Raw genomic sequence first — 2,225 nt, 5'->3', positions numbered from 1 at the left:
AGTTTGACCACCGACCAGAATAACGTCGTTGATATCAGAGATTTTCAGACCAGCATCTTTAAGCGCCATTTTGCATGGCTCCATACTGCGTGAAATCAAGTCTTCTACCAAAGATTCCAGCTTGGCACGGGTCAGACGGATTTCCATATGTTTAGGACCACTGGCATCTGCAGTAATATAAGGCAGATTAATGTCCGTTTGTGAGCTGGAAGACAACTCAATTTTGGCTTTCTCGGCAGCATCTTTCAAACGTTGCAAGGCCAAAGGATCTTTACTCAGATCAACACCCTGATCTTTCTTGAATTCAGCAACCAGATAATCAATGATACGTTGGTCAAAGTCTTCACCACCCAGGAATGTATCACCGTTGGTAGCCAGTACTTCAAACTGATGCTCACCTTCAATATCAGCAATTTCAATGATAGATACGTCAAAAGTACCACCACCCAAATCATATACAACAACCGTGGAATCACCGCGTTTTTTGTCCATGCCGTAAGCCAGCGCTGCGGCAGTCGGTTCGTTGATGATACGTTTGACTTCCAGACCGGCAATCTTGCCCGCGTCTTTTGTGGCTTGACGTTGTGAGTCATTAAAATAGGCCGGAACGGTAACAACCGCTTGGGTGACTTCTTCACCCAAAAATTCTTCAGCGGTTTTTTTCATTTTCATCAAAACGCGAGCTGAAATTTCAGGCGGAGCCATTTTTTTGCCGTTGGCTTCTACCCAGGCATCACCGTTATCTGCTTCAACGATTTTGTACGGCACCATATCAATATCGCGCTGTACTACATCATCTTTGAATTTACGGCCAATCAAACGCTTGATTGCGTACAAGGTGTTTTTGGCGTTAGTGACAGCCTGACGTTTAGCAGACTGACCTACCATCACTTCGTTATCTTTGTTGAATGCAACAATTGACGGGGTTGTGCGATCGCCTTCACTGTTTTCGATGACACGGGCTTTGCCGTCTTCCATCACCGCTACACATGAGTTGGTCGTACCCAAGTCAATACCAATAATTCTACCCATAATCTTTTCTCCATCGTACTAAGTTCGTCTGGCTATTCCAGCCGTTGTGATAATAGATGGGGCAGGAAATTTTGATTTCAAGCCCTTAAATTTCGTCCGGTTATTGAGAGACCACTACCATGGCAGGACGTAACAGACGTCCATTGAAGCGGTAGCCTTTCTGCATAACATTCAATACCTGGTTAGCTTCTACGCCTTCTGCAGGCTGCATTGCCATGGCCTGATGCAGATCAGGATCGAAAGCCTCGCCCTCAGGATTAAGTTGTTCAAGACCGAACTTACCGATCGAGCTCATAAACATTTTGAGTGTCATTTCCATGCCATCTCGCACTGTTTCGAGCTTGGCATCTTCATTTTTTGCTGCGTTGAGACCAAATTCCAGACTGTCACAAATAGGCAACAGTTCTGTTACGAACTTGTCCAGCGCATGTTTGTGGGCATTTTCCAGATCACGACTATGTCTGCGACGCATATTTTCCAGATCGGCTCTGGCACGCAGCAATTCATTCCAATGTTCATCGGCTTTGTTACGGGCATCTTCCAGCTGTTTTACAACATCTGCTTCAGATTCCGCTGACTCAGCTGTTTCAGGTGAGGTTTCGACCGGCTCAGATTCCGCCGTCGCTTTTTCGATTTCTTCGTTGCTCATGATTAATCAGATTCCGCTTTGCTCAACACAAAGCTGCTATTTGGGGGTCAAAAATCTGATTTCAAGCGGCGGACAGAACTTTTTGTTAAAACAATTTCAACGTTATTTAAGCCACACACAATTTCCATCACTGCTGGCTTGCAATTTTTCGAGCATCATCTGATGAGCAGCCAGTTCGGCAGTATCAGCCTGAATCACTTTTAATACCGAGCGTGGACGTTCGATTGTAGTGAGATCATTCTGCTCAATATCCTGCTGTGGCTCAAATTGCTCGGCAGCTAATGATAAGCTGACCTGCCCACCAGTCATCATTAAATAAACATCTGCCAGGATCTCGGCATCCAGTAAAGCGCCGTGCAATTCGCGGTTAGAATTATCTACACCGTAACGTTTGCATAACGCGTCCAGATTGTTTTTCTGTCCGGGATGTTTGTCTCTTGCCAGTTTCAGCGTATCCAACACTGAGCAGATATCTTCAATCTGAGACGTATGACCTAACTTGGTGAATTCATGATTGAGGAATCCCACGTCAAACGCTGCATTG

The 2,225-nt window shown here is 45.3% G+C and carries 3 protein-coding genes; all 3 read right to left on the bottom strand.

Translation table 11 applies throughout. The features are described from left to right. Positions 1 to 1,032, bottom strand: a 1,032-nt coding sequence (locus B3O33_RS02575; RefSeq protein WP_292362867.1) for an Hsp70 family protein, incomplete at its 3' end; no start/stop codon positions are given. A gap of 100 nt (positions 1,033 to 1,132) precedes the next feature. Then, positions 1,133 to 1,681 carry a nucleotide exchange factor GrpE gene (grpE, locus tag B3O33_RS02570; RefSeq protein WP_292360625.1) on the bottom strand — a complete coding sequence of 183 codons (549 nt, stop codon included), beginning with the start codon at positions 1,679 to 1,681 and terminating at the stop codon, positions 1,133 to 1,135. Positions 1,682 to 1,783: 102 nt separating this feature from the next. Then, positions 1,784 to 2,225 (bottom strand): exonuclease domain-containing protein (locus tag B3O33_RS02565; RefSeq protein ID WP_292362866.1); only part of this gene is annotated, 442 nt, incomplete at its 5' end.

It is taken from the genome of Methylophaga sp. UBA1464 (genome assembly GCF_002325665.1).
Taxonomy (GTDB): domain Bacteria; phylum Pseudomonadota; class Gammaproteobacteria; order Nitrosococcales; family Methylophagaceae; genus Methylophaga.
The sequence above is the reverse complement of the archived record's forward strand: the minus strand, read 5'-3'. Positions and strand labels throughout refer to the sequence as shown.

What these genes read in the sequence shown, in the direction of transcription:
- grpE (WP_292360625.1), bottom strand. Translation starts at nt 1,681, where the DNA reads ATGAGCAACGAAGAAATCGAAAAAGCGACGGCGGAATCTGAGCCGGTC.